This window comes from Bacillus sp. FJAT-50079 (assembly GCF_018343515.1).
In the GTDB taxonomy this organism is placed as follows: domain Bacteria; phylum Bacillota; class Bacilli; order Bacillales; family Bacillaceae_C; genus Lederbergia.
This window is the reverse complement of the sequence record NZ_JAGYPD010000008.1, coordinates 50,185-72,035: the sequence shown is the minus strand read 5'-3', so window position 1 is coordinate 72,035 and position 21,851 is coordinate 50,185. Positions and strand designations below refer to the sequence as shown.

Here is a 21,851-nt window from a genome sequence, read left to right as displayed (position 1 = left end):
TCTCTCCTAACTATAAATATATTTATCTCACTAAACCATGCTTTTTTATATGATATTGCAAACTCTGGCGAGTAATGCCAAGCTTTCTTGCTGCTTTGGAAATATTCCAATCGGCCTGTTCCAAGGTCGTTTGTATATAATGCTCTTGTGAAGCAGCAAAAAGTGATTTGAATGGTGTTTTATTAGTTATTTCTTGCTCCTGCTTCTCAATTAGAATTTTTCTTCTCATATAAGCGGGGAGATGCTCAATATCGATGAATCGATCCGTTTCACCAACCCGGATGATTACATTTTCAATTAGATGTTCTAGTTCTCGAGTATTCCCCGGCCACTTATATTGTAAAAGGGTGGAGTGTAATTCTTTCGACATTTTTGGAACAGATTTAGAAAATTTCGTTTGATACACATCAATGAAATGATCAATGAAAAATTGGATATCCTCCGTTCGCTCCCTCAGTGGAGGAATATAAATGCTCGTATGGGCGATTCGGTAAAATAGGTCAAGCCGCATTTTTCCTTCTTCGATAAGTTGTTCGGGATCTTCATTTGAAGCACTGATTACTGTGCATTCAACCGGAGTTACTTCATTGGAGCCAACCCTGCGAACGAAGCGCTCTTGTAATACTCGCATTAATTTAGACTGTAATGTGATCGGAATCGAGTTAATCTCATCGAGAAAGAGCGTGCCATCTTTTGCGTATTCAAACAGGCCGATTTGATTCGTCGCACCTGTAAAGGCCCCTTTAACTGTACCGAATAACGTGCTTTCAAGTAAATTTTCGGGAATGGCAGCACAGTTAATAGCAACAAAAGGGCCCTTCGCACGGGGGCTATGATTATGCAAGCTTTGGGCAAAAAGCTCTTTACCCGTTCCTGTTTCGCCAACGATTAGAACATCCGTATTATGAAGGGCAATATTTTGTGCTTCCTGAATGATCTTCTTTAAGGCAAAACTGTTGCCCTTTATATCATCAAATGTAAAGGTTGTTCCGTTATGAATATCTGTCCTGTCTTTCTCTATATTTGTTATATGTCGCTTTTGCTCAATCGTTCGATGGAGGCGATCTTTCAATTTTGATTCATTCGTACTTAAAGAAAATACGGCTATAGTCTCTCCGTCTTTTTGAATCGGATATGTACTATAATTGACGTATTTCGGCACGCCATCAATTTTTGAGTGAGCTCGATAGCGAGAAAAAATGGGCTTTCCAGTTTTAAACGTATGTTTATGCTCTGAATTTTGTGGATTGTTATAATTATATGCATTCCATAATGTCTTACCAATCACTTCTTGGCGATTCAACCCTTCCATTTTTTCCTGTGCTAAATTATATAAAATGATTTCCCCATTTGGATTGCTCATCATAACACCTTCATCAATCACTTCGATGATTTTCTCAAGACAATATGATCGCATCTTCGGGTTATCGATTAGATTTGTTCGATCTTCTAGGCAAAGGAGAATGTAATGATCATCAGCATGAAAATGCTTCACTTTTGCCGCAAAATCTTTTCCCATCAATGTTACTGAAAGGATTTCACTTTCTTCAAATTTTACATTCTTACAAGGGATGATCTTAGAAATATGACATCCTATATCTAGTTCGAAGGCTAGACTTTCGTTATGCCATAATACTTCCAACTCTTCATTCAATACGATGATTCCATCGACGAATCCTTCCATTAGCTTTCCGATTGACTCTGCAAACATGAACGTACCTCCTATTATTTCTTTATGAAAAATAGATAAGTTGAAATGGATCATTTACATACGACTTGTGAGGCAAACATCGTTGATTGCGTTCCAGGCGGTCGTTTCCTAGGGGCTCACCTGTCCTGTTCCGTGAATCCGTACGGGACGCAGGAAATATGAAGCGTTTTTTAGGAATTTACGCCTTCCACTCCACTACTTCTGTTCAAAAATAAATTACTTAGGAAATCTTAATTCAACTTAAACAGATTATTAGTTTGGCAGTTTGCATGCAAAATCTCTCTGCACCACCTGGAATGTAAGCGTTATCAAATGGTGAGAAACATCTATACTTTTAAAGAAAACAAGGTGCAAAATTTCTCTGCGATTTTAACGTCATTATACCGTATCAGCTAACTGAATCATAGGGTGGATGAAAGAAAGAGAGGGAAAATCCCTATATAATCGATTGATTTTTATGAAAAATGTAATTTTTCAGTAATAATTTTGAAATTGGCACGCAACTTGCATTATATAGTTAGCGAGTAAGAAAAAATCTAACATGGAGGTATTACATATGTCAAAACCAGAAATTTTATATTCAGTGAAGGCACAAAGAGGGCCGGAGTTACGTTGTAAAGGCTGGAGACAAGAGGCCATTTTGAGAATGTTAGAAAACAATATGGAGAATGCTGAAAAGCCGGAAGAGCTTGTTATATACGGAGGAATTGGAAAAGCGGCACGGAACTGGGAGTCTTATCATGCGATTGTACAATCTTTAAAAGAGCTTGAGGATGATGAAACATTAGTTGTACAGTCTGGAATGCCCGTAGCTGTATTTAAAACACATAAGTACGCGCCAACCGTTGTTATGGCAACGACGAATATTATGAAAGCGGACTGGCCGACATTTTATGATCTACAAGATAAAAACTTGACGATGTATGCGAACTATACAGCAGCACCTTGGGAGTATATCGGAACACAAGGAGTTATTCAAGGAACGTTCGAAACATTGTCAGCGATTGCGCGCCTGCATTACAATGATTCACTTGTCGGAAAAATTCTTCTAACCGCTGGAGCGGGTGGAATGGGTGGAAACCAAACGAGAGCAATGACGATGCATGGCGGCGTAGCGATTTTATGCGACTCAAACGTAGAAATCATTCAGCGCCGAATTGAAAAAGGCTTTATTGATGTGCTTGCTGATTCCTTGGATGATGCAATCGCAATGGCTAAGCAGCATGCGGCTGAGGGAAAACCACTCGGTGTAGCGGTTGTTGGAAACGCGGCGGATATTTTTGAAGAAGTTCTTCAGTCAGGATGGCTACCGGATATTTCAACATCGATGACACCGGGACATGACCCAATTTCTTATTTGCCGGCAGGGTATACAGTGCAAGAAGCGGAGGAGCTTCGTGATACGAATCGCGAACTATATTTGGAAAAAGCACGTGAAACAATGATTCGTGAATTGAAGGCGCTTATTAAATTTATGGATCTTGGCGTTCATTCCTTTGAATACGGAACAAGTCATAGAAAAGAATGTGTGGATGCAGGAATGAATTCGAAAGAGGCAAAACGTTTACCTGGATTTGTCGCCGAATATATTCGTCCGCTCTTCTGCGAAGGACGTGGGCCTTTCCGCTGGGTATGTTTATCAGGTGATCCAGAAGATTTAAGAAAAATCGATGATATGATTTTAGAGAAATTTAGTGATGATTATCTTGTTACCCGCTGGATTAAGCTTGCGAAAGAACATATTCCAATCGAAGCATTGCCAGCACGTATTTGCTATATGGGCTTTGGTCAGCGGAAAAAGTTTGCTCTCGAGGTAAATGATATGATTCGTCGCGGTGAACTTGCTGGACCGGTTGCATTCTCACGCGATAATCTAGACTCTGGTTCCATTGTGAACCCGACATTTGAGTCTGAAGATATGAAGGATGGAAGTGATTTAATTTCTGACTGGCCAATGTTAAACGGCCTTCTAAATGCTGTTGGGATGTGCGACTTAATTGCCCTTCAAGCAAACTACTCGATGGGTGAAGCCGTTCATACGGGTGTGACGATGATTGCAGATGGAACAGCAGAATCAGATATGAGACTTGAGGTGGCAATGACTGTTGACTCAGGTATCGGTGTTGTCCGCCATGCTCAAGCCGGTTACAAAATTGCACAGGATGTTGCCAATGGAAAAGGGAAACTAACAGAGGACAGCATTAAAATTCCATTATGGTGGTCACCAAAAGCAACATTCGGTCCAAAGGATTTGGAAAAGGAGGAAGTGAAATCCTAATCCAATACGGAAGACAACGAGTAGAGATCCGAATGAAGCAGGATCTCTACTTGCCCTTTTATGCCATTGCCACTGAGAAAATTTGATAGGGGTGAAGAGATGAGTCAACTTCACGGACAAGTCAATACAGAGCAAGGACAAGTGATAGACGTTTCGAATCAGTCGATTTATTCTGCCAAGAACATTGCTAAATTTTTTATTTTCAGTGCGATTGGGATTTTTATGTTTTTCATTCCTATCGAAGTAAATGGTAAAAATTCAATCCCATTGGACCATTTTGTTACGTGGATTCGTGAATCTACCGGAAGCACCCCTTCTTATTATGCAATGCTCGTTGTTATTTTAGGAGCGATTTACCCGTTTTATAAAAAAACATGGAATAAAACAAAAGTGGAAATGGCCATTTCCATCTGTAAAGTGTTAGGAGCAATTGCTGCCTTTTTTGTTTTATTCGAATTGGGGCCAGCGTGGTTAATGGCTGAGGATATGGGACCTTATTGGTTTTATCAATTACTCATTCCAATCGGCGTTCTTGTTCCAATTGGTGCCATCTTTTTAGCAATGCTTGTTGGCTACGGGTTGCTTGAATTTGTCGGCATATTTATGCAACCGATTATGCGTCCCATTTGGAGGACACCAGGACGCTCAGCTATTGATGCCGTTGCATCATTTGTTGGGAGCTATTCGATCGGTCTGTTAATAACGAACCGGATTTATAAAGAGGGGAAATATACGCAAAGGGAAGCCGTTATTATTGCAACGGGATTTTCTACTGTATCCGCCACATTTATGATTGTTGTCGCAAAAACATTGGATTTAATGCATATATGGAATTTGTATTTTTGGCTGACATTTCTTGTTACGTTTCTTGTAACGGCTATTACTACAAGAATTTGGCCTATTAATAAAATGAAGGATGAGTATTATACAGGTGAGGGATTTCCGGAAAAGATTATTAAAGAAAAACGAATGAAATATGCATGGGAACAAGCGATGATCACTGCCCACAATGCTCCGAAGCTTGGGGCGAATATATGGGTAAATGTGAAAGATGGTTTCGTAATGGCAATGGGAATTTTGCCTTCTATTATGTCAATTGGATTAATTGGCTTGATCTTGGCTAATTATACACCGGTTTTCGATTATTTAGGATATATATTTTATCCTTTAACTGCTTTGTTGCAAATTCCTGAACCATTTCTTGCAGCGAAAGCAGCAACGATTAATTTAATTGATATGTTCTTACCTTCTTTAGTTGTGCTGGAGGCAAGTTTGGAAACTCGCTTTATTATTGCTTCGCTCTCCGTCTCAGTCATTTTGTTCTTTTCTGCATTAATCCCATGTATCTTATCCACTGAAATACCGTTAAAAATGAGTCACATCCTTGTAATTTGGTTTTTGAGAACGGTATTAACGCTAATCATTATTACACCGCTTGCGCTTCTCATATTATAGTAATTTTTCAGACGAAAGAACTTAAATTTACGTGGGGAATCGGCAGAAATGCCCTATTTCTATAAATGTTTGGGAATACGTATTGCCCTTCAAGTCAAAGAATTCAGCTTCAAGTTAAGCCTCCGGCAGATCTCACAGATTTTTAGGGGAGTTTTTCGAGTGAGCTTGAAAAAACATCTGGACGTAATGATGCCGAGACGTAATTGATAGGAGTGAGAAAAGATGTCCGAAACGAAAGTAAAGACAAAGGTAGATTTACTCATTAGCAATGCGGCAGAAGTGATTACTTGTGCCGGTGGTCGTTCTGATGAAATTGGGGTCATCACAAATGCTTGGATTGCGATAAAAGACGGTTTGATTGTCGGAGTGGGATCTGAGGAAGAAATGGCTAATGATTTTGCGTTTGAAAAAAAGGATGTCATTGATGCGACAGGAAAAGTTGTTGCCCCAGGATTTGTCGACTCGCATACACATTTGGTATTTTATGGAACACGAGTGGAAGAATACGCAGCTAAATTAACGGGAAATCTCGAGAAATTAAAGCAGTTAACTGTTACGGTAGGTCCAAACCGTACCGTTGAGCTGACAAGAGATGCTCCAGAAGAAGAATTATTTCAACAAGCAAAAAAGCGGATGTTAAACATGCTCGAATATGGAATTACAACAGTTGAGAGCAAAAGTGGATATGGACTTACAACAGAAAGCGAGATTAAAATTTTAGAAGTGAGTCGTCGACTTGGCGAGGAAACCCCGTTGGATGTGATTAATACTTTTTTAGGTGCGCATGGGTTTCCAGAAAATACAACAAAGGAAGAGTATATCGATATTATTATTAACGAAATGATTCCGCTCGTAAGTAAGCGCGGGCTTGCTGAGTTTTGTGATGTTTGGTGTGATGAAGGTTATTTTACTGCGGAAGAGTCCGAGCGGATTTTAAAAGCAGGACTGGAACACGGAATGAAAGCGAAAATTCATGCGGATGCCTATTCTTATATCGGTGGTTCTGATCTAGCTGCTGAAATGAAGATGGTGTCGATTGACCATTTAAATTATACACCGCCGGAAGTGATGAAAAAGCTAGCAGAAGCAAAGGTTACTGGAGTGCTAATGCCAGCATTGGATTTTGCGGTAGGGCATAAACAACCGTTTGAAGCACGACGAATGTTAGATGCTGGAATGAAAATTGCGTTAGCGACCGATCTCTGTCCGGCCTGTTATACAGAATCGATGCAATTTGTGATCAACTTGGCATGTCGACTATACAAATTTTCAGTGGAGGAAGCGATTAAAGCGGCTACATACGGAGGAGCCCAAGCGCTTGATTTGGATGATAGGGGAATGATTCAAGTCGGAAAAATCGCAGACTTGCAAATATGGGATGTCCCAACGTATAAACATATTGCTTACGAGCTTGGCACGAATATTATTGAGAGCGTTATCAAAGATGGCAAGATTGTCGTTAGTCGGTGAAAATATCTAAAGTCTACTGATATAAACGGAGGGATTTGCATGACAATGAAACAACTATCCACTGCAGCAGAGCAGGTAAATAGTGAAAGACTACTAGATCTATTTCTTGAATTAGCCAAATTAAATGCTCCGAGTACAAAAGAGCAACCCGTTGCCGAATACTTAAAAAAGGCATTGCCGGAGCTAGGTTTTACGATTGAATTTGATCAAGCACATAAACATTTCAATGGCGAAGTCGGCAACTTAATTGCATGGCATGAAGGAACGGACCCATCGATTCCACCGCTCTTTTTCTCGACACATATGGATACGGTCCTGCCAACAGGAGATCTAAAACCAGTCATCAAGGACGGAGTGATCTATTCGGATGGCACGACAATTTTAGGTGCGGACGACCGTGCGGCATTGGCCGCTTATTTGGAGGCGATCCGTGCGCTGATCGAAAGTGGTGTACCCCATGGACCGATTGAATTTATATTAACCGTGAATGAGCAGCCAGGGCTTGTCGGGGCAAGATATATGGATTACAGCAAGGCGAAAAGTAAAATAGGATATATTTTCGACAGCAGTGGAGATGTAGGGCAAATTATTTTGAAGGGACCATATAGCAGTCGGATTTGGATGGAAGTGCAAGGAAATGCCGCCCATATTGCATTAAATGCGGAGGAAGGGAATAGCGCATTTTTGATTGCAGCGAAAGGCTTGTCCAACATGAAGCTAGGGACAATTGATGAGGAGACGCTTGCGAATATTGGTACTATCAAAGGCGGCGAGTTAACATCGATTATTCCCGGGAATGTGACGGTTGCAGGTGAGGTACGCAGCTTCTCAAAAGAAAAATTAGACCAGCAGCTCAAGCATATGCAGGAAGTGATGGAGCAGGCAGCGGTGGAAAGCAATGGGTCAGTGAAGGTGACAGTTGAAAAGAAATATAGCGGCTTCGATATTCCAGAGGATCATGTTTTAACGAAGACCGTACAAGCAGCCGCTGAGAATATTAACGTAAAACCATACTTAACCGAAACATTAGGCGGGGCCGATACGAATGTCTTAAATGAGAATGGCCTGACATGCTTAACTCTAGGATTGGGATTCCAAAACATTCATTCCTTTAGAGAATGCATCAGTATTGAAAACTTGGTAAATACAGGAAGGCTAACAGCAGCACTCATTGAGGAATGGTATGAAAAACATAAAAAATAATACGATGAATACCTCTGAATAAAACGATAAAAATGGTCTAAAGAGAATGGCGGTTCTTTCTCAGGAATCGCCCGGTACAATGATGGTACATTTTTTAAAAAAGGGGAGAGAGCTGCATGCTAAGTAATCCTGTATTAATTTCTGTCATCGTATTAACTGTATTGAGCCTTGCTAGGGTGCATGTCATTTTTGCATTATTAATCGCCGCAGTTACAGCTGGACTTACAGCTAAACTATCATTATCCGATACGATTTCCATATTTATTAGCGGAATGGGCGGGCAGGCAGAAACAGCGTTAAGCTATATATTATTAGGGATTTTTGCAGCGATGATTGCCTATTCGGGGCTCACGACCATATTAATTGATAAAATGCTAGAGAAAAAGAAATGGAATAAAATCACTTTATTATTGATTATTGCGGGGTTGACTTGTCTATCAGGAACATTAATACCTGTTCATATTGCGTTTATTCCGATCTTAATTCCGCCGCTATTAATATTCTTTAACTATTTGAAAATGGATCGAAGGGCAGTGGCAAGCGCGCTTACCTTTGGTTTGAAAATGCCGTATATTGTGATACCAGTAGGATACGGAATTATTTTTCATGGAATTCTTACAACTGAAATGAATGCGAATGGAATGCAAATTGCCCAAACACAAATACCATTTGCAATGATGATTCCAGCTATCGGAATGTTTGTTGGTTTATTTATCGCCATCTTTTTTACGTATCGAAAAGAAAGAAATTATGGTGGGGACCATGATGAGGCTTTTGCTGAAGTGAGTGCGGCAAGTGAAAAGCCAAAACGAAAATTTCAATTAAGAGATTATATAACGCTAATCGCCGTTGTTGCTGCACTCGCGGCCCAGCTCACATTCAGTTCAATGGTTGTTGGTGCACTTACAGGAATTATTATCATGTTCGCCGGCAGAATTGTAACATTAAAAGAGGGTGAGGAAGTTGTTCAAGATGGGGTTAAATTGATGGGAGCAATTGCGTTTGTCATGTTGATTGCTTCAGGATATGCGACGATCTTGAAGGAAACCGGTGCAGTCATTCATTTAGTTGAATATGTGAATTCAATCCTTGGCGATAGTAAACTTTTAGCAGCAATCGTATTGTTACTAATTGGATTACTTGTAACAATGGGAATTGGAACTTCCTTTGGAACGGTTCCTATTTTAGCAACGGTCTTTGTTCCACTATGTATATTAATGGGCTTTAGTCCGTTAGCGACCGCAGCATTGCTTGGAACAGCTGGAGCATTAGGTGATGCGGGATCACCGGCATCAGACAGTACGCTTGGACCGACGGCGGGCTTGAATGCAGACGGAAAACATGATCATATTTGGGATACGTGTGTGCCAACGTTCATTCATTATAATATCCCATTATTTGTTTTTGGTGTAATAGCAGCGCTCGTCTTATAATATTAGTAAATACTAAATATTCAGAGTGGAGTTGACATCATATGGGGAGAAATGACTTAGTCAATGTTGAGGGTGTTGAATTAGATGGATTTACATTAAATCGAAACGATGTCCAAAGAATTGCAAACGGGAATGCCGCTGTTTCAGTTAGTAAAGAAAGCTTATTCCGGGTACGGGCGAGCCGCAATCGTATTGAAAAGCAGCTCCAGGATGGAAAAATTTTGTATGGAGTCAATACAGGTTTTGGAAAACTAAGCGATATTGAAATCGAAAAAGAAGATATTGCAAAATTGCAGCTGAATTTATTACGAGCCGATGCAGTCGGAGTCGGAGACCCTCTTCCTATTCCAGTTGTAAGAGCGATGATGACACTTCGGGCAAACGCTCTCGCAAAAGGATTTTCGGGAATTAGAGAAGAAACATTGCAACTGCTTGTTGATATGATTAATAAAGGGGTACATCCGGTTGTTCCTTGTAAAGGTTCTGTTGGTGCGAGTGGAGATTTGGCACCGCTTGCACATGTTGCCATCGTTTTAGTTGGGGAAGGAAAGGCTGAATATAAAGGCGAGGTTCTTTCTGGTGAGGAGGCACTAAAGAAAGCGGGTTTGAAACCTGTTTCGTTGGAAGCAAAAGAAGGGCTTGCTTTAATTAACGGAACACAAGCAATGACCGGAATTGGTGTTATTGCCCTGAATGAAGCAGAGCGTGTAGGTTTAGCCGCAGATATGGCAGCATGCTTAACGATGGAGGCGCTTAATGGAATTATATCTGCCTTTGACAGTGACTTATTAGCCGTAAGGCCTCATCCCGAGTTTGAATTTGTCGCTTCGAGAATGAGAAAATGGCTGGAAGGAAGCCAGCGCATTACTCGCCAAGGAGAAATTCGGATACAGGATGCTTATTCCATTCGCTGTATTCCACAGGTGCATGGTGCATCATGGCAGGCGTTAGATTATGTAGACCAGAAAGTAAAAATTGAAATGAATTCCGCGACGGATAACCCGATCGTGTTAGAAAACGGTGAAATTGTATCAGGTGGCCACTTTCATGGGCAACCGATTGCGCTTTCGATGGACTTCTTAAAAGTAGCAGCCGCGGAATGGGCAAATATTTCTGAACGAAGAACGGAACGGCTTGTTAATCCGCAATTAAGCGGTTTATCACCTTTCTTAGCCTCGGACCCGGGATTAGAATGTGGACTTATGGTACCACAGTATGCAGCAGCAGCACTTGTTTCGGAAAATAAGGTTCTTGCACACCCGGCCAGCGTTGATTCGATTCCAACATCCGCAAACCAAGAGGATCATGTCAGTATGGGAACAATCGCTGCTAGACAAGCGAGGGAAATCATTCACAATTCTGCTAGAGTGATTGCGATTGAAATGATTTGTGCATCACAAGCGATTTACTTAGAACAAGCGGAAAATCAATTAGCTCCAGCAACAAAGGCATTTTTAGAAAAGGTTCGTAAAATTTGTCCGCCGCTCGAAAGTGATCGTGCGATTGCTGATCAAATGGAAGAACTTGCTCAATATATTCTAAAGGAAGATATGTTGAAAGATTTATAGATGAAAAAATCCGGAACGGGCTCGCCAATTCCGGATTTTCATTTAATTATCCTTTTGCGTTTTCTAACGTTTCTTTCATTTCCCCATAAGAAGCATTCCAATAATCGGAATCATTCATAAAACTCTTCGTCATAAACTTGATCACTTCTTTAAATTTATCGTTATAATCCTCTGCATCTTTTGATGGCAATGTTTCTTTATGTTTATCGACGAATTCCTTTGTGAATTTTGCGATCGGTCCCCATTTAGCTACTTCATTCCCTTGTTCATCAATGAAAATAAAAATTGGAATGCTGCGTGATTTGCCATTCGTTAAATATTGATCCATTAGCTCCAAATTTTCATCGCGAGCAAGAACACGGACTGATATGTTCGCTTTTTCTGCCAATCGAAAGAATACAGGAAGATTGAACATGCAATGTCCACACCAAGGCTCCGCTAAAATGATCGCGCGTAACTTTTTATCCGCCAGCTCTTGGAAAAAAGCTTCATCGTTCGGCAAGGTAAATTCATTGTAGACGCGTGAAGCTCCTTCTTTTAGTTTATCTAGCGATTCATTATATGTTTCTGGTGTCATTCCTTTATTAAACCAATCATTTAAATTCATCAGTATCGCTCCTTTTTAATTACATAGTTAAAGTGTATCAAGGAGAAGTGCTTCCGTAAATACAAATGCTTATCCGTTTCGAAGCGCCCTTTTTCTAAGAAACGCCGGAGCATTACCAAACATGATCCCAATTAAAATCAGCACGACCCCACACCATTGATAAAAGGTTACGTATTCGCCTAAAACGATCGCCGACATAATGACGGCAACTGGCAGCTCCGACGCGGATAAAATGGTACCAAGCCCCGGCCCAATATGGGGCATGCCAATGGAAAATAATAACGGCGGCAACACGACGCCGAAAAAGCCAAGCAATAAAGAATATGGAGCTAAGCTTAATAATGTTGAAGGGTGGAATAAAAACAGCGGCGGAAATATTACCATTACGATGCTTAATCCACCAGTTGCAAGCAAAGCACTTTTAAAAATCGCCGGAACTTCGTTTGCAACTGCCCCACTTACTAAAATAAAAATTGAAAATGTACAAGCTGAAAGCAATCCCCAAGCCGTTCCAGCAAGAGAGAGCCCTTGAAACCCACCTGCTAATAATCCCGCCGCTAAAATAGACCCGGCAAGAAGAATAACAATTGAAATGATTTTGCTTCGTTCCGGTTTATTTTTAAAAATGATCCAATCGATAACAGTACCAATCCAAACGAATTGAAATAAAAAGATGATCGCAAGTGATGCATCAACCGTTTCTAATGATTTATAGTAAAAGATTCCGGTCAAGCCCATCGGAAGTCCAGAAACAAGCAATTTCATTAGTGTGGAAAATGAAATTCGCTTATATTTATTTTTCGTAAACAAGACGAGCAGCCATATTAATGCCGTTCCAAATAAAACCTGGCTCCCAGATACTTCCGCTGCTGAAAACCCCGCAGAATAAGCGAGCTTTACAAACGTTGATAAAATCCCGTAGCTGCATCCTCCCAAAAAAACGATGGCCGCATAATGCCAAATTTTCATCATCATTGCTCCTTTACTAGCATCTATCCACATGCTATCTTAACAGATTTATCTCAAAAAAAGAAAATAGTTGTCACACGCTTTTTTATGCTATATACTGTAAGTAATTCTTTTAATAAATCGGTTTAGCAAATATAAGAATAGTAAAAAGTATATCGATTCATTTTTTTACCTTATAAATAACAACGTTGTTAAAAAACGTATTTTATTTAAAGTGCAATGAAAACGGTATACTTTTTAAAAAGTTTGATTTGTATCCGCTTGCCGATTGATGAATAAATACTATTTTTTAAGGGGTTGTCATGATGGAACATTTATTACCAGTATTCGAAGCACTCGAACAAGGCAATGTTAAAACTGATGTAGCAAATGTGAAAGTATATGAGCAGTCACATACTAAGCATGAACAAGTACAGTTATTAATGGTCAAAGACGAAAACGGAAAATCAATTTTAGCAGTTGGAAATGGTCCATTGTTTGAGGAATTAGAAGGAGAGCTTCTTCAAGAAAATAAAAAAGTATGTCCATTAACACATGCGAACCGTCTCGTATTAAACCGTTATTTCGACTATACAGCTCCACGCGCGTTTGGAACGAAAACAGCGACAGTTGGATTAGGTGACCGTTTAGGATTAGCTTCCCCAGGACATATCGAAACAATTAGAAATACGAGCGCAAAGCCTGTTCTTGCACAACAAAGTATCCGCGAGTTGACACTGACAAATCGGTCTATGAACGATATGCTTGATGCTGCTAGTTTCGCAGTTTTCCAAGAAGGATACACAGGTGGGTATGGTGCGGACGGCGACCATATTAAACTAGAATCTGATATTGAAATGGCGTTGTCACTTGGCGTATCAATGTTGACATTGGACTGCTCAGATCAAATTCCAAAAAATCTTGAATCAGCAAGTGCAGAAGAGATTACTGACCAATACAATCAATTGCCGGAAGATGTAAGAAAGCGCTATGAAGAGCAATATTTAAATAAAAACTTTGATGTGAACGGACTGTCCCTTTCTTATGACGAAGCAACATTAAAAAAATACGTTCTTCAATATCATGAAGCAATTACGTATATGATCCATGTTTATGAAACGTATATTGCAAAAGCTGGCCGTGATATCGACTATGAAATTTCAATTGATGAAACAGAAACAGTGACATCTCCATTAGCACATTTCTTAGTGGCGAACGAATTAAAGCTTGCGAATGTAGAAGTAATCAGCCTTGCGCCAAGATTCTGCGGAGAATTCCAAAAAGGAATCGACTATATCGGCGACGTAGAACAATTCGAGCGCGAGTTAAGTGAACACGCTTTAATTGCCGAATATTTTGGCTATAAACTAAGCATTCACTCTGGAAGTGATAAATTTAAAGTATTCCCAATCATTGCTAAGTACACAAAAGGTGTTCTTCACGTAAAAACAGCTGGGACGAACTGGTTGGAGGCGATCCGCGTAATCGCTGAAGTAAACCCAGATCTATACAGAAAAATGCATGTGTTTGCATTAGAGAATTTTGAAGAAGCATTGAAATATTACCATGTTACGCCTGATTTAGACAGTGTTGCAGCACTAGACAGTGTAGCCGACGATCAACTGGCTGAATACATGAATGATGATGCAGCACGTCAATTATTCCACGTAACATATGGTCTAATCTTGACAGCGAAGGATGAAAATGGCCAATTCGTGTTTGCCGATGAGTTCTTCGCAACGCTTGATAAGCACGAAGCAGAGTACAGAGCTGCACTTGTAAAACATATTGGTAAACATCTTGATTTATTAGGGCTATAAAAGTAAAAATGCCACTTCCCGCGTCTAAAGGGAAGTGGCATTTTCGTTTTAAAATTGTTTTTTATTCTTAATTGTAATATCTGTTACAGCAAGGTATTTCCGCGGTTTAATACTATCGATAATGATTTCAGCGACATCATCGGTTTTCATTAAACCTTTTGTTTGTTCTGGAGTGAAGATGCCATCCCAAAATTCACTTTCCATCCCACCCATATATGCGGCAAGGACACGGATTGGAGTATCATTCAACTCACGTACCAAACTTTCAGTAAATCCACGCACCCCAAACTTGCTTGCACAGTAAACTGATTCCGTTACTTTTCCTTCTTGACCTGCTGTCGAAACGATATTAACGATCGTCCCTTTATTTCTCTGTTTCATTCCTGCAAGTACTTCTTGTGTGCAAAAAATCGTTCCTTTTAAATTAATGTCTATCATTTGATGAATCGATTCTTCTTCAATATGTTCAGCTAAATCAAAAGCACCGACTCCCGCATTATTTACCAATACATCGATTGCGCTTAGTTCTTCTTCAATTTTCCGAAATACTCTTCCTACATCCTCTTTAGAGGATACGTCTACTTCATAAATAGAATATCGACTATTTAATTGATTTGCTGTTCTTTCAAGTTTTTCCTTTCTTCTTCCAAGTAAGCAAATGTGATTACCTGAATTAGCAAATTGTTTCGCCAAAGAAGCCCCTAAACCGCTTCCCGCGCCCGTAATAACTACTACTTTATTTTCCATAAGTGACTCCTTATCAACAGAATAGTGTACTAGTCATTATTACATAACTAGCACGTTTTGTCCTAGGTAAAAATACGGTTTCATTTAAGAAAAGAAAATGGCTGTTAGTATATTTTTCCCATGCTTGCATCAAATAAAAAGTTGTGATAACTTTAACTTGTATAAAAAATAGACATGTCTAAACTAACAAAAATTCAACTAAAGGAAGCGATGGTTACAAATAAAAAACTAATATTATACGAATCTCTCATAAATTTTTCAATATTTTAGGAAAGTAACTTAATGAGAAAGAGGGCGAAGGGAATGGGGCAAAAATACCCTGATTTAATTCCAGAAAATGAAAGAGTAGGGCAACCCAGACAATTGTTTTGGATATGGTTTGCATTAAATATAGGAATAATGGGATTGGTTTACGGAGGGATTATCGTAAGTTATGGTCTCAACTTCATTCAATCCGTCATTGCGGCATTCCTAGGGGCAGCATCGTTTGCACTTATCGGATACCTTAGTTTACCTGGGAAGTTAGGAAAAGCGCCTACATTTGTGTTATCACGAGCAGCATTTGGGTCAAAAGGAAACTTAATTCCGGCTGTACTAGCATGGATTTGTTTGATTGGTTGGTTAAGTATCGGTAACGTTCCTACTGGTATTTTCTCCATTAACGCCATTGTTACTGCACTTGGATTTGAAGCAACAACGACAGTACAACTAATCGGGTTAATCGGTCTTGCCGTTGCGATTATGGCATTATCCCTTGTAAATCAAGAAACACTTGTAAAAGTTCAAACAATATTTACCTATATTTTCGGGGCTTTAACAGTAGTTGTATTAATTATTTTAGTTCCACAAACGGACTGGTCAGCACTTGTGAATATGCCAAATGGAGATTGGATTGGAGGCGTATTGCCTGCTATTTCTATCATTATTGCCGGTTCTGCGCTTAGTTGGGCAATGGTTGCGAGTGATTATTCTAGTTACCAAAGTCCTCAATCTTCGAATAAATCGATTTTCTGGACAACGACGGTTGCATCAGCTTCACCGCTATTTGTCATTATGTTCTTGGGGATTTTAATGAATGCAACAAATCCTGAATTAATTAGCGCAGCAGATCCAATTGCCGCATTAGCTTTACAAATGCCTAAATGGATGGTTATTCCATATTTCATTACAGCATTGGGCGGAATCATTCCACCGGCAGTTATTTCACTACGATCCGGACGTACTGCTTTAGAAGCTACAAATATTAAAATTTCGGAGCGAACATCGATTATTTTCCATGGTGTAATTATGGTATTGCTTCCAACTTACGTGCTATTTGTAAACGGTGACTTTTTAGGTTCATTCCAAATGTTTTTAGGGGTTGTTGGTATCGGTTTAGCAGCTTGGACGGCAGTATTCATAGCAGATTACAATATCCTGCGCAAAAAGCAAGGGTATGATCCTGATATTATTTCGGGTGATAAAAATATTTCCGTAAATAAAGGAAATGTAATCATATGGTTCGTGACTGTGATTGTCGGACTTCTTTTTACTTCAAATCCAATATTCCCTGCGCCGTTTGCGAAAGGAATTTTTGAAGGCAACAGTCTAGGAGTATTACTATCATTTGCATTTGGTTTAGTTTTAAGCTGGATTTATTCATCAGCGCAATTGAAAAAGCAAACATCTAATTAATTATTCGGGGGTTGGAAATTATTATGAGTATCCATTTAAATGCAAAAGAAGGTCAAATATCTGAAAAAGTATTAATGCCAGGAGATCCACTTCGTGCTAAGTATATTGCAGATACTTTTTTAGAGGATGTTGAGTGCCATAATACAGTCCGCGGAATGTATGGTTATACCGGGACATATAAAGGGCAGAAGATTTCTATCCAGTCTTCTGGAATGGGTGCTCCTTCCATGAGTATTTATGCCACTGAGCTTATTAAAGATTATGGTGTGAAAAATATTATTCGAATCGGCACAATCGGAGCGATGAAGCGCGAAGTGAAAATCCGTGACATTGTTATGGCAATGGCGGCTACAAATGATTCGAAAATGCAAAACATCATTTTCCCGCAAATTAATTATGCACCGAACGCAGCATTTAATTTACTTGAAAGAGCATATCGCATCTCTAAACAGAATGATGGTTTAAGAGTTCATGTAGGTAATGTGTACACTGGCGATTCATTCTATGAAGACGATGAGTCCATGATCCATAAGCTCGCTGATTACGGTGTGTTAGGTGTAGATATGGAGACATCGGCTCTTTATCTACTTGGAGCAAAATACAATATTGATGTTTTAAGTATTATGACCGTGAGTGACCACGTGATTACAGGCGAAGAAACGACAGCGGAAGAACGCCAAACAACATTTAATGACATGATCACTGTTGCGTTAGAGACTCTTATTAATGAATAGAAATCAGCTATAGAAAAAAGCCTTACTATTATTTTGGTGGGACGAATATGAGTGTTGATTTCCGTTACAGGTACTCGCTTTCCGCGGGGCGGGCGGTGAGCCTCCTCGGCGCTCTGCGCCTGTGGGGTCTCACCTGTCCCGCTATTCCCGCAGGAGTCTCGTACCCTTCACTTCAATCAACGCAGTAAGAATTTCGCTAGAAATATAAACGAAGCTTTTTTAGCACTTCAATTCCTTGTGAAAAGACGACTCAAAATTCTAAATGTGAATTTTGAGTCGTCCTTTTACTGATATTGTAATCAATTCGTTTCAATCTTCGATTACTTACTGTGTCTCTGGCCATACTCAACAAGATATCCGTTGTGTTTGTGAAGGGAAACTTAAATGGACTAAAAATCAATGATTGTTGTTTTTGAACCACAGTACCCATACTTATAAAATTGGTACTATAATTATCCCGCAGGAAAGTGTTAATTCCCTTTGAATTTAGGTTATTATGCCCTTTTTAATTTCGTGTCTATTAAGCTTGATTGTTGATTTTTAGCTGATTCCGTTGATTGGAGCGAAGTGCCTTCCGCGGAAATCAACAGTATTAATTGATACTTGCATTATGGGAACTTTTCTAGTGCCTTCATATTTTGAGCAAGGTTTTTTTATTAAAGTACTAAACATATAGAAAGAAGAGATGAGCTTGAATACATTTAAACGCATTCACTTAATTGTCATGGATTCAGTAGGGATCGGGGAAGGGAAAGATGCGGATCAATTTAATGATGTTGGTTCACATACGCTAAAACATATTGCAGAGTATATGAATGGATTGAATGTGCCTAACCTAGCAAAATTAGGTCTGTCTAATATTGAAGAAATACCGGGTGTAGCGAAGGCGAACAATCCTCTTGCCTATTACACTAAATTACAAGAAAAATCAGTGGGTAAAGATACAATGACAGGCCATTGGGAAATCATGGGGCTGAATATTGATAAACCATTTAACGTGTACCCGAATGGATTCCCTGACAAATTAATCAAACAGATTGAAGAAATGACCGGGCGTAAAGTAGTTGGTAATAAACCTGCTAGCGGAACAGGTGTCATTGATGAATATGGTGAGCATCAAATGAAAACAGGAGATTTGATTGTCTATACATCGGCAGACCCTGTTCTGCAAATTGCTGCCCATGAAGAAATCATCCCCCTGGAAGAATTATATAATATTTGTGAAAAGGTTCGAGAAATCACAAAAGACCCTGAGTATTTAATTGGTCGAATTATTGCGAGACCATTTGTGGGCGAGCCCGGAAACTTTACAAGAACATCGAATCGTCATGACTATGCCTTAAAACCATTCAGTAAAACAGTGATGAATAGTTTGCAAGATGGCGGCTATGATGTCATCGCCATCGGAAAAATTAATGATATTTTTGATGGTGAAGGAGTTACTGAATCAATTCGTACGAAAGACAATATGGATGGGATGGACAAATTGCTTGAAGTCTTAAAGCAAGATTTTACAGGAATGAGTTTCTTAAATTTGGTTGATTTTGATGCTTTATATGGCCATCGCCGTGATCCTGAAGGCTATGGAAAAGCATTAGAAGCATTTGATCAACGTTTAGACGAAGTATTAGATTTAATTCGAGAAGATGATTTATTAATCATTACGGCTGACCACGGCAATGACCCAACATTTCCTGGGACAGACCATACTCGCGAGTTCGTTCCCGTTTTGGCTTTTTCGAAGCGGTTAAACAGTTCTGGCAGATTACCTGAAAATGATACATTTGCCGATATCGGTGCAACAATAGCTGATAATTTCAAAGTAAAAATGCCTGAAAACGGAAACTCCTTTTTACAATTTCTAAAATAATATGTTACGATAGAAAGACCTCCAAAAGTTATACTTTTGGGGGTCTTTGTTAAAAAAACGAAAAGGATACGGAAAGAATGAATCAAAATAAACTAGATAATTTGAAAAGACCACTTTATCTAAACGTATATGATGAACTCCTTCTGCGAATTACAAAGGGAGAATACCCAGTGGGCAGCAGGCTACCTTCTGAACCAGATTTAGCTAGTAAACTAGGGATTAGCCGTTCAACATTAAGACAAGCTTTGGCTCTTTTGCAAGATGATGGATTAGTAAGAAATATTCGTGGGAAGGGAAACTTTGTCATTGACTCATTTTATAAACAACAAGATGCTGTTCCATTAGACAAATTAAGTAACCCGATGCATAAGTGCCATACAAGTAGATTTGACCGGATAGATTTAGATTATCGATTCGATATAGATACCGAATATACGAAAAAAATATTAAAAAGGGATTCATCTAAAGTAGTCGCTTTAGAACGGTTTTATCGGAAGGAAAATGTTTTAATAGCATACGCCTTTACTTTTATGTCTATGCAAACAGTGGAGCGTTTATCTTTGGATTTAGATAATAGGGAACAAATACTCGATTTTCTTGAAAACCAAGCATATACTTATGCCAATTATGGAGATATTGAGATCAAATATACACATACTGTTATTTTAGATGATCCAAAAGAAAAATTAGTTGGCCGAAATGAGTGCTTTTTATTATTAGAAAACCTATATGCCAATGAAGAGTATCCATTAATGAATACTAAATTTTATATCCCGCAACAGTTCTCAAAAATAAAATTAAATGTTTTCAAATAACAATTCAAAAACACCGCTTAGAGAATAGCTTTTCTAAGTGGTGTTTTATTTATTACATACTTTTAATCAAAAACAAGATGTTACAAGTTTGCTAAAATTATTTATATGAAGCTAATCCGGCTTTTGTATTGGCGGATTTTCGCCCATAAAGTTCAGGATGCGCTTTTCGTATGACAGATGGTCTAGCAAGAACAAGGACGATAGCAATTAAAATTGCTGCCGATGTAAGTAAGATCCATTGTCCTGGAAAAATATCATATAGAAATCCGTATAATACCATTGCTAACGGCATAAGTGCGAGTGACATTGTTTCAAGGATGGAGAACACGCGTCCTTTAAATTCATCCTCTATTTGCTTTTGCATCATCACTTGAATCGGTGTATTCACCATAATCACCATTGCACCGAAGGCAAACATTAGCACGACATAAAAAGAAAAAATTAACCCATATGGCAGTGGGACGATTAAGGGGAACCCAACGATTCCCATTAGTGCTCCTAGCGTAAGGATTCCGCGCTTTGATATAAGAAGAGGAAATGCAACTTCTTTGCGCACGGAGAAATATACGGACATTAATAACATGCCTGCTGCAAATGCCCCTTCTGTAATTCCGAAATGCTGGGATGCCATTTTCATTTTTTCAATAAGAATATATGAATAACCAACCTCAAATGCACCGAAGAAGAAATTGATTAATAGACTTATCCAGATAATGGTCATAATGACAGACTTCAATTTTAAATAAGAAAGGCCTGCCTTCATACTTTGCCACATCGATTCATTTTCTTCAGCGTTGACCATTTCTTTTTGTTTTGCAAACAGTTTAAAATTCATCGTTGATTCAAGGATGACTGCAATTGTCGAGGCACTCATGTACATAATAAGAAACACAGGCATTGAGACAACCCCATATAAAAGGCCACCGACAGCAGGGCTTCCGATTGCGGCAAAGGACATCGACATTTGATTTAAAGACATCGCCCTTTGAATGCGTTCTTCGTCCACAAGCCCTGTAACTGAGGATGTGAAGGTCACAGTGGAGAAGGTGGATGTAAGCGATAAAAGGCATGTTGTTGTAAAAATGGCTGGCAGTGATAAGCCGATTGTTAAGGTAACAAACAAAAGTCCTCCGATTGCGGCCGTTGTCGCTAATTGCGAGATAATGACAATCGCTTTTCGTGAATAACGATCGGCTACATATCCCGCAAACGGTGCAGCGAGTGCACGCGGCAATAAATTACATATTAAATTTGTTGCAAAGCTTGTTGCTGATCCAGTCGTTTGTAATATATAGAAGCTAATGGCAAATGTATAAACTTGAGCACCAAATGAAGATATCAACTTACTAATTGCAAATGTCCATAAATGATAGGTCGCCTTTTTTCGCTTTAAAACAGCGTCCATGATGCCACTCCATTCGTAAGTTTAATTTTATTAAACTTATCGTAGCACGCAATGATTTCCATTTCAAGCTAAAGTTTAATATAATTAAACATGATCGTGACGAAGAGGTGAGT

The 21,851-nt window shown here is 39.2% G+C and carries 16 protein-coding genes; 11 read left to right on the top strand and 5 right to left on the bottom strand.

What is annotated here, in order from left to right; genetic code table 11:
* Nucleotides 1–22: 22 nt before the first annotated feature.
* Nucleotides 23–1,711, bottom strand: a complete 1,689-nt coding sequence (locus KHA95_RS20345) for a sigma-54 interaction domain-containing protein (RefSeq protein ID WP_213139411.1) — start codon at nt 1,709–1,711, stop codon at nt 23–25.
* A 556-nt stretch (nt 1,712–2,267) separates the two neighbouring features.
* Between KHA95_RS20345 and hutU the strand changes: the two genes are divergently transcribed.
* The 6 genes from hutU (at nt 2,268) to hutH (ending at nt 11,118) form a co-directional block, all read left to right on the top strand.
* A complete protein-coding gene (hutU, locus tag KHA95_RS20340; protein WP_213139410.1) occupies nt 2,268–3,989 on the top strand; it encodes a urocanate hydratase in 1,722 nt (573 codons plus the stop codon).
* 99 nt (nt 3,990–4,088) lie between these two features.
* Entirely contained in the window at nt 4,089–5,444 is a 1,356-nt protein-coding gene (locus tag KHA95_RS20335; protein WP_213139409.1) for a YjiH family protein, read from the top strand.
* Nucleotides 5,445–5,666: 222 nt separating this feature from the next.
* Nucleotides 5,667–6,914, top strand: coding sequence for an imidazolonepropionase (gene hutI, locus KHA95_RS20330; RefSeq protein WP_213139408.1), 1,248 nt, complete (start codon nt 5,667–5,669; stop codon nt 6,912–6,914).
* Between the two features lie 39 nt (nt 6,915–6,953).
* A complete protein-coding gene (locus KHA95_RS20325) occupies nt 6,954–8,117 on the top strand; it encodes a M20/M25/M40 family metallo-hydrolase (protein WP_213139407.1) in 1,164 nt (387 codons plus the stop codon).
* A gap of 116 nt (nt 8,118–8,233) precedes the next feature.
* Nucleotides 8,234–9,550: a Na+/H+ antiporter family protein gene (locus KHA95_RS20320; protein ID WP_213139406.1), complete on the top strand. Its 1,317-nt coding sequence runs from the start codon at nt 8,234–8,236 to the stop codon at nt 9,548–9,550.
* A 41-nt stretch (nt 9,551–9,591) separates the two neighbouring features.
* On the top strand, nt 9,592–11,118 hold the full coding sequence (gene hutH, locus KHA95_RS20315; protein WP_213139405.1) for a histidine ammonia-lyase: 1,527 nt from the start codon (nt 9,592–9,594) through the stop codon (nt 11,116–11,118).
* Between the two features lie 46 nt (nt 11,119–11,164).
* Here hutH and KHA95_RS20310 read toward each other — a convergent pair whose 3' ends face one another.
* A complete protein-coding gene (locus KHA95_RS20310) occupies nt 11,165–11,725 on the bottom strand; it encodes a thioredoxin family protein (protein ID WP_213139404.1) in 561 nt (186 codons plus the stop codon).
* A 69-nt stretch (nt 11,726–11,794) separates the two neighbouring features.
* Entirely contained in the window at nt 11,795–12,694 is a 900-nt protein-coding gene (locus KHA95_RS20305) for an EamA family transporter (protein WP_213139403.1), read from the bottom strand.
* A 305-nt stretch (nt 12,695–12,999) separates the two neighbouring features.
* Between KHA95_RS20305 and KHA95_RS20300 the strand changes: the two genes are divergently transcribed.
* Nucleotides 13,000–14,493, top strand: a complete 1,494-nt coding sequence (locus KHA95_RS20300; RefSeq protein WP_213139402.1) for a tagaturonate epimerase family protein — start codon at nt 13,000–13,002, stop codon at nt 14,491–14,493.
* Between the two features lie 48 nt (nt 14,494–14,541).
* On the opposite strand, the gene KHA95_RS20295 is transcribed toward KHA95_RS20300, so the two are convergent.
* On the bottom strand, nt 14,542–15,240 hold the full coding sequence (locus KHA95_RS20295; RefSeq protein WP_213139401.1) for an SDR family oxidoreductase: 699 nt from the start codon (nt 15,238–15,240) through the stop codon (nt 14,542–14,544).
* Between the two features lie 303 nt (nt 15,241–15,543).
* Here KHA95_RS20295 and KHA95_RS20290 point away from each other — a divergent pair, with 303 nt between their 5' ends.
* From KHA95_RS20290 to KHA95_RS20275, 4 genes are all read left to right on the top strand, one after another.
* Nucleotides 15,544–16,914: a purine-cytosine permease family protein gene (locus tag KHA95_RS20290; RefSeq protein ID WP_213139400.1), complete on the top strand. Its 1,371-nt coding sequence runs from the start codon at nt 15,544–15,546 to the stop codon at nt 16,912–16,914.
* Nucleotides 16,915–16,937: 23 nt separating this feature from the next.
* Nucleotides 16,938–17,648, top strand: coding sequence for a purine-nucleoside phosphorylase (gene deoD, locus KHA95_RS20285; protein WP_213139399.1), 711 nt, complete (start codon nt 16,938–16,940; stop codon nt 17,646–17,648).
* A 685-nt stretch (nt 17,649–18,333) separates the two neighbouring features.
* Entirely contained in the window at nt 18,334–19,518 is a 1,185-nt protein-coding gene (deoB, locus tag KHA95_RS20280) for a phosphopentomutase (RefSeq protein ID WP_213139398.1), read from the top strand.
* 77 nt (nt 19,519–19,595) lie between these two features.
* Nucleotides 19,596–20,333, top strand: a complete 738-nt coding sequence (locus tag KHA95_RS20275) for a GntR family transcriptional regulator (protein ID WP_213139397.1) — start codon at nt 19,596–19,598, stop codon at nt 20,331–20,333.
* Between the two features lie 97 nt (nt 20,334–20,430).
* Here KHA95_RS20275 and KHA95_RS20270 read toward each other — a convergent pair whose 3' ends face one another.
* The gene (locus KHA95_RS20270; RefSeq protein WP_213139396.1) at nt 20,431–21,738 is read right to left on the bottom strand and encodes an MFS transporter; all 1,308 of its coding nucleotides are present in this window, start codon (nt 21,736–21,738) and stop codon (nt 20,431–20,433) included.
* Nucleotides 21,739–21,851: the final 113 nt, after the last annotated feature.

What these genes read in the sequence shown, in the direction of transcription:
- KHA95_RS20300 (WP_213139402.1), top strand. Translation starts at nt 13,000, where the DNA reads ATGGAACATTTATTACCAGTATTCGAAGCACTCGAACAAGGCAATGTT.
- KHA95_RS20335 (WP_213139409.1), top strand. Translation starts at nt 4,089, where the DNA reads ATGAGTCAACTTCACGGACAAGTCAATACAGAGCAAGGACAAGTGATA.
- KHA95_RS20305 (WP_213139403.1), bottom strand. Translation starts at nt 12,694, where the DNA reads ATGAAAATTTGGCATTATGCGGCCATCGTTTTTTTGGGAGGATGCAGC.
- hutH (WP_213139405.1), top strand. Translation starts at nt 9,592, where the DNA reads ATGGGGAGAAATGACTTAGTCAATGTTGAGGGTGTTGAATTAGATGGA.
- KHA95_RS20325 (WP_213139407.1), top strand. Translation starts at nt 6,954, where the DNA reads ATGACAATGAAACAACTATCCACTGCAGCAGAGCAGGTAAATAGTGAA.
- KHA95_RS20320 (WP_213139406.1), top strand. Translation starts at nt 8,234, where the DNA reads ATGCTAAGTAATCCTGTATTAATTTCTGTCATCGTATTAACTGTATTG.
- hutU (WP_213139410.1), top strand. Translation starts at nt 2,268, where the DNA reads ATGTCAAAACCAGAAATTTTATATTCAGTGAAGGCACAAAGAGGGCCG.
- KHA95_RS20310 (WP_213139404.1), bottom strand. Translation starts at nt 11,725, where the DNA reads ATGAATTTAAATGATTGGTTTAATAAAGGAATGACACCAGAAACATAT.
- KHA95_RS20295 (WP_213139401.1), bottom strand. Translation starts at nt 15,240, where the DNA reads ATGGAAAATAAAGTAGTAGTTATTACGGGCGCGGGAAGCGGTTTAGGG.
- deoB (WP_213139398.1), top strand. Translation starts at nt 18,334, where the DNA reads ATGAGCTTGAATACATTTAAACGCATTCACTTAATTGTCATGGATTCA.
- hutI (WP_213139408.1), top strand. Translation starts at nt 5,667, where the DNA reads ATGTCCGAAACGAAAGTAAAGACAAAGGTAGATTTACTCATTAGCAAT.
- KHA95_RS20345 (WP_213139411.1), bottom strand. Translation starts at nt 1,711, where the DNA reads ATGTTTGCAGAGTCAATCGGAAAGCTAATGGAAGGATTCGTCGATGGA.
- deoD (WP_213139399.1), top strand. Translation starts at nt 16,938, where the DNA reads ATGAGTATCCATTTAAATGCAAAAGAAGGTCAAATATCTGAAAAAGTA.
- KHA95_RS20275 (WP_213139397.1), top strand. Translation starts at nt 19,596, where the DNA reads ATGAATCAAAATAAACTAGATAATTTGAAAAGACCACTTTATCTAAAC.
- KHA95_RS20270 (WP_213139396.1), bottom strand. Translation starts at nt 21,738, where the DNA reads ATGGACGCTGTTTTAAAGCGAAAAAAGGCGACCTATCATTTATGGACA.
- KHA95_RS20290 (WP_213139400.1), top strand. Translation starts at nt 15,544, where the DNA reads ATGGGGCAAAAATACCCTGATTTAATTCCAGAAAATGAAAGAGTAGGG.